This is a genomic window from Inquilinus sp. OTU3971 (assembly GCF_038440215.1).
In genome coordinates this window covers 1-4,961 of record NZ_JASATH010000322.1, presented here as the reverse complement: position 1 = coordinate 4,961, position 4,961 = coordinate 1, and the positions used below count along the sequence as shown (strand labels likewise).

Sequence of the window (4,961 nt, the reverse complement as noted above, 5' to 3'; positions counted from 1 at the left end):
CGCCCGCGGTGACGCCGTTCACGAGCACGCCGGCCGGCCGGTCCAGGCCATAGGCCTCGGCCAGGCTGCGGTCGACCGCCTGGCCGTCGGCGCCGAGCCAGGGCCGCACCACCTTCTGTCCGGTCTCGGCCGCCCGCATCATGCTGCGCAGCATGTTGGCCGGGATGGCGAAGCCGATGCCGAGCGAGCCGCCGGTGCGGCTGTAGATCGCCGTGTTGATGCCGACCAGCCGGCCCTTCATGTCGATCAGGGCGCCGCCGGAATTGCCCGGGTTCACCGCCGCATCGGTCTGGATGAAGAAGTCGTAGTCGGAGATGCCGACCGCGGTGCGGGCGATGGCGGAGACGATGCCCATGGTCACGGTCTGGCCGACGCCGAAGGGGTTGCCGATCGCCAGCACCAGGTCGCCGACCTCGAGCGCGTCGCTGTCGCCGAGCGGCAGCGCCGGCAGCGACCGGCCGGCGAGGTCCTTGAGCTTGAGGAAGGCGAGGTCGGTGCGCTCGTCCGACAGCACCAGCTCGGCCTCGTATTCGGTGCGGTCGGACAGCACCACGGTGATCTGGTCGGCATCCTTGATCACGTGGTGGTTGGTGACGACGAGCCCGCCCGACCCGACCACGACGCCGGAGCCGAGCGAGTTCTCGACCCGCTGCCGCGGCCGACCGCCGGGCATGTCGTCACCGAAGAAGCGCTGGAAGAACGGGTCGTCGAACAGCGGGTTCGCCCGCTCGACCACCATATGGCGGGCATAGATGTTGACCACGGCCGGCGCCGCGCTGCGCACCAGCGGCGCGAAGCTGAGGTCGATCTCGGCCCGGCTGGTCGGCACCACCGGCTCCGCCACGGCCGGCCCGGCCAGCAGGAGCAGCACCGCCGCCGCGGCGCCTGCGAAACGGAACATCCTTCCTCCATCCGCCGTCACGGGCGAGGGTCTAGCCGAAGCCGCCCGCCGGCGTCCATGGGCCGCCATGCCGCGGATCTACGGCGCGGTCACCTCCTGCAGCAGGGCCAGCGCCTGCAGCAGGGCCGGCGAGCGGTCGCCGCCGCGCCAGACGGCGGCGATCCGGGCCTGCGGCGCCGGGTCGGAAAGGGCGAGATAGCGCACCCCGTCGGGCCGCAGCCGGCGCAGCGACCCCGGCACCAGCGACACGCCGAATCCGGCCGCGACCAGCGACACGATCGCGTGCATCTGATGCGCCGACTGGGCGATCCGCGGCACGAAGCCGGCGGCGGCGCAGGCCTCGAGAATGGCGGCGTGGAAGCCGGGCCCCTCGCCCTGCGGGAACATGACGAAGGGCTCGGCCGCGAGGTCGGACAGCGGGATCCGGCGGCGGCCCACCAGCGCATGGTCGGCGGGCACCACCGCGACCATCGGCTCGGCCCAGGCCGGGCGCTGCTCCAGCCCCTCGCTGTCCGGCAGCGGCGGGATGACGAAGCCGAGGTCGCCGCGGCCGCCGCGCAGCTCGTCGAGCTGCCGCATCGTCGTCGCCTCGCGCAAATCCAGCGCCAGGCCGGGGTGGCGGGAGCGCAGCGCCTTCAGCAGCGGCGGCAGGCGCTCGAACATGGCGCTGCCGACGAAGGTGACGCGCAGCAGGCCGGTCAGCCCCTGCCCTGCCTGGCGCGCCACGGCCACGGCATGCTCGGCCTGGGCCAGGGTGCGCCGCGCCTCCTCCAGCAGCGCCGTGCCGGCGGGGGTCAGCGCCACCCGGCGGCGGCTGCGGTCGAACAGCGCCACGCCGACCACATCCTCAAGCCGCCGCATCGCCGCGCTGAGCGGCGGCTGCGCCATGCCCAGGCGCTCCGCCGCGCGGCGGACATGCCGCTCTTCGGCCACGGCGATGAACTGGCGCAGGAGGCGGAGCTCGATCATCGGCTGATACTCACCAGATATCAGACGCTCATGATCTCATATTTGAAGTATGCGCGGCATCGTCCCACCTTCCGTCCATCGCAAAGGGAGAACGGATCGATGGCACGCATAGCGGTGGTCAGCGGCGGTGGCACGGGCATCGGCCTGGCGGTGGCCGGGCACTTCGCCGGACAGGGCGAGCAGGTGGTGATCCTCGGCCGCCGCGCCGGCGTGCTGGAGGCGGCGGCGGAAGCGATCCGACGGGAGCATCCGGCCGCGCTGCCGGTGCTGCCGCTGGCGGCGGACCTGTCGCGGCCCGACCGGGTCGAATCGCTGTGCCGGGAGATCCGCTTCCCCGCGGTCGACGTGCTGGTGCACGCCGCCGGCGGCAACGCCATCCTGCAGGCGCCGCCGGGCCATTACGACGACGGGCTGGCCGGGGTGGCCCGGCGCTGGACCGACAACTTCGCCGGCAATGTGCTGTCCGCCGTGCTGCTGACCGAGGGGCTGCGCGACCGGCTGCGGGTGCCCGGCGGCCGGGTGGTGCTGATCGGCTCGATCGCCGCCTATCGCGGCTCCGGCGCCGGCTGCTATGGCGCCGCCAAGGCGGCGCTGCACCCCTATGGCTACGACCTGGCCGCGGCCCGGGGGCCGCGCGGCATCACCGTCAACATCGTCGCACCGGGCTATATCCGCGACACCGGGTTCTTCGCCGACCGGCTGTCATCGGAGCGCCAGGCGGCGCTGATCGCCGAGACGTCGACCCGCCGCGCCGGGCTGCCCGCCGACATCGCCGACGCCGTGGCCTGGCTGGCCTCGCCCGGCGCCGCCCACGTCACCGCCCAGGTGATCCAGGTCAATGGCGGTGCCGAGCGTGGCCATTGACCGGCCGGCACGGTCCGGGCCTTGACCTCTCCATAAAAATGGAGCGAACATCATCAGATCAATTTTTGATTTGTAGAAGCCGGCACGTTTCCGGACTGTTCGAGAGGGAGGGGTATGGTCGACCGATACACCAAGGCGATCTTGACGGTGATCGCTGCGGCGCTGGTGGCACTCGTCGTCCAGCAGGCGGTGCCCGACGCATCGGCCGCCGTCGGGTCGGGATGCGGCCTCCGATCCTGGGAATCGTGCTACGTCACGATCGTCGACCGCTGACGGATCGGACAATCGGGATAGGGGGAAGCCTCGCGGCTCCCCCCTCCCACACCACCGGACATACGGGTCCGTATCCGGCGGTTCGGGGGATTAAGCGGGGCTGGGGTCGGCGATGGAGGCGAGGCCGAGAGTCTGGAGAGCGGCGGTGGGAAGTGCGATCGCAAGCGCGAGGCTGTTGCTGAGCCGCCAGGGGCCGTGAGGGCTGCCGGCGGTCTTGGCCGCCAGGTCCCGGCCGACGCCGCGGCGTCGCAGCTCGGCAAAGCGCCTGGATCCGCGCTTCCACTGCTTCCAGGCGATGGCGCGCAGCCGCCGCCTGGTCCACTGGTCGAGTGCGCGCAGCACCGACGAGGTCTGGCAGAAGCCGAAGTAGCTGCGCCACCCGATCAGGTAGACGGACAGCTGCTTGACGATCTGCTCGAGGCTGTCACCGCGGGTGCGCCGCGTCAGGGTCCGGATCTTCGCCTTGAAGCGGTCGATGGCCTGCGGCGCGATGCGGCGCCGCGGCTCTCTTCCGCCGGTGAAGCTGAAGCCCAGGAACTTGCGGGCGCTCGGTTTGGCGACCGCGCTCTTGGCCCTGTTGACCTTGAGCTTGAGCCGTTTGGCCAGGAACCGCTCGATGCCGGCCATCACCCGCTCACCCGCCGCCTGGCTGCGCACATAGATGTTGCAGTCGTCGGCGTAACGGACGAAGCGATGGCCGCGCTTCTCCAGTTCCCGGTCCAGAACGTCCAGCATCAGGTTCGACAACAGCGGCGAGAGCGGTCCGCCTTGCGGCGTCCCCTCCTCCGTCGGGCCGACGAGGCCGCCCTCCAGCACGCCCGCGGTCAGGAAGCCGCGGATCAGCTTCAGGAGGCGCTTGTCGGCCACCCGCTTGGCCACCAGCCCCATCAGGATGTCGTGGTTGACCCGGTCGAAGAACTTCTCCAGGTCGAGATCCACCACCACGCCGTAGCCGGACGCAATATACGCCTGCGCCCGTTTCACCGCCTGATGCGCCGAGCGCCCCGGCCGGAAGCCGAAGCTGGCCTCGGAGAACGTCGGATCCCAGTCCGCCTGCAGCGCCTGCAGCACCGCCTGCTGGAGGAAGCGGTCGAGCACCGTCGGGATGCCGAGCGGCCTCACGCCGCCCGACGCCTTCGGGATCTCCACCCGCCGCACCGGCTGCGGCTTGTAGGTGCCGTCCAGCAGCTGGGCCCGGATCGTGGGCCAATGCCGCTTCAGGTGGGCCGGCAGATCGTCGACACCCATGCCGTCGACCCCCGCCGCGCCCTTGTTGCGCTTCACTCGTGCCAGCGCTGTCTTCAGATTCTCTCGGTCAAGCATCGCCTCCATCGACGGTCCCGCGACCGCCGGGCGTTCGAGACAGGCTTTCGCCGCGCGGGCTTCGGTCGCCTGGGCCGCAGGGCTCGGGGCTTCACCCTCCGCCGAGGGGCCCAGGGTCAGCTGGCTCTGATCTTTCTGCCGCATCGCTCGCTCGAGATCGCCGCTCTACTGGCCTCTTCCTCCGTTCGGGCCTTCGGCGGCTCCCGCCGCCTACTATGCCCTGTGCTGACTTCTGCACCGCGATCAGATGGCCTCGCGACCATCTCAGTCCCACCGGACACGGCACAGACCTCCCGAGGTAAGACCGACCGCCTTCACCGCACGCCCGCCGGATTTACCACCCCGGCCCTTGATGGCCTTGGACTTCGCGATCACTTGCTCGCTCGTCCGGCCGGGTAGGCCTTATCCGGTTCTTGTCCATCGGGCCGCGGCTTTGCTCCACGCTTCCTTCAGACCCCGCCTCGCGACGACGCCCTTGCGCTTCGCTAACCCTTCACCGCCATCAGGCTGGGTAAAGGACTCACACCTCCAAGCTGTCGGTCATGCTCGGCAATCGGGTAGGAGGGGTCCTTGCGGAGCCCCTCCTCCCACACCACCGTGCGTACGGTTCCGTACACGGCGGTTCCTGTCG

At 70.9% G+C, this 4,961-nt stretch carries 5 protein-coding genes; 2 read left to right on the top strand and 3 right to left on the bottom strand.

All coding sequences use genetic code 11. The features are described from left to right. Positions 1-901, bottom strand: a 901-nt coding sequence (locus AAHM41_RS38820) for a trypsin-like peptidase domain-containing protein (protein WP_342241987.1), incomplete at its 3' end; no start/stop codon positions are given. A 78-nt stretch (positions 902-979) separates the two neighbouring features. Continuing rightward, complete coding sequence (locus AAHM41_RS38815; protein ID WP_342241986.1) at positions 980-1,870, bottom strand: LysR family transcriptional regulator; 891 nt, start codon at positions 1,868-1,870, stop codon at positions 980-982. Positions 1,871-1,969: 99 nt separating this feature from the next. Between AAHM41_RS38815 and AAHM41_RS38810 the strand changes: the two genes are divergently transcribed. Both AAHM41_RS38810 and AAHM41_RS38805 read left to right on the top strand, forming a co-directional pair. Further along, positions 1,970-2,734 carry an SDR family NAD(P)-dependent oxidoreductase gene (locus tag AAHM41_RS38810; protein ID WP_342241985.1) on the top strand — a complete coding sequence of 255 codons (765 nt, stop codon included), beginning with the start codon at positions 1,970-1,972 and terminating at the stop codon, positions 2,732-2,734. Between the two features lie 114 nt (positions 2,735-2,848). Then, positions 2,849-3,007 carry a hypothetical protein gene (locus tag AAHM41_RS38805; RefSeq protein ID WP_342241984.1) on the top strand — a complete coding sequence of 53 codons (159 nt, stop codon included), beginning with the start codon at positions 2,849-2,851 and terminating at the stop codon, positions 3,005-3,007. A gap of 90 nt (positions 3,008-3,097) precedes the next feature. Here the strand turns inward: AAHM41_RS38805 and ltrA are convergent, their stop codons facing one another. Next, positions 3,098-4,474 (bottom strand): group II intron reverse transcriptase/maturase, encoded by a 1,377-nt coding sequence (gene ltrA / locus AAHM41_RS38800; RefSeq protein ID WP_342241983.1) that lies wholly within the window; start codon positions 4,472-4,474, stop codon positions 3,098-3,100. Positions 4,475-4,961: the final 487 nt, after the last annotated feature.

Excerpts from the sequence above, each read along its gene's own strand:
- ltrA (WP_342241983.1), bottom strand. The coding sequence starts at position 4,474 with ATGCGGCAGAAAGATCAGAGCCAGCTGACCCTGGGCCCCTCGGCGGAG.
- AAHM41_RS38815 (WP_342241986.1), bottom strand. The coding sequence starts at position 1,870 with ATGATCGAGCTCCGCCTCCTGCGCCAGTTCATCGCCGTGGCCGAAGAG.
- AAHM41_RS38810 (WP_342241985.1), top strand. The coding sequence starts at position 1,970 with ATGGCACGCATAGCGGTGGTCAGCGGCGGTGGCACGGGCATCGGCCTG.
- AAHM41_RS38805 (WP_342241984.1), top strand. The coding sequence starts at position 2,849 with ATGGTCGACCGATACACCAAGGCGATCTTGACGGTGATCGCTGCGGCG.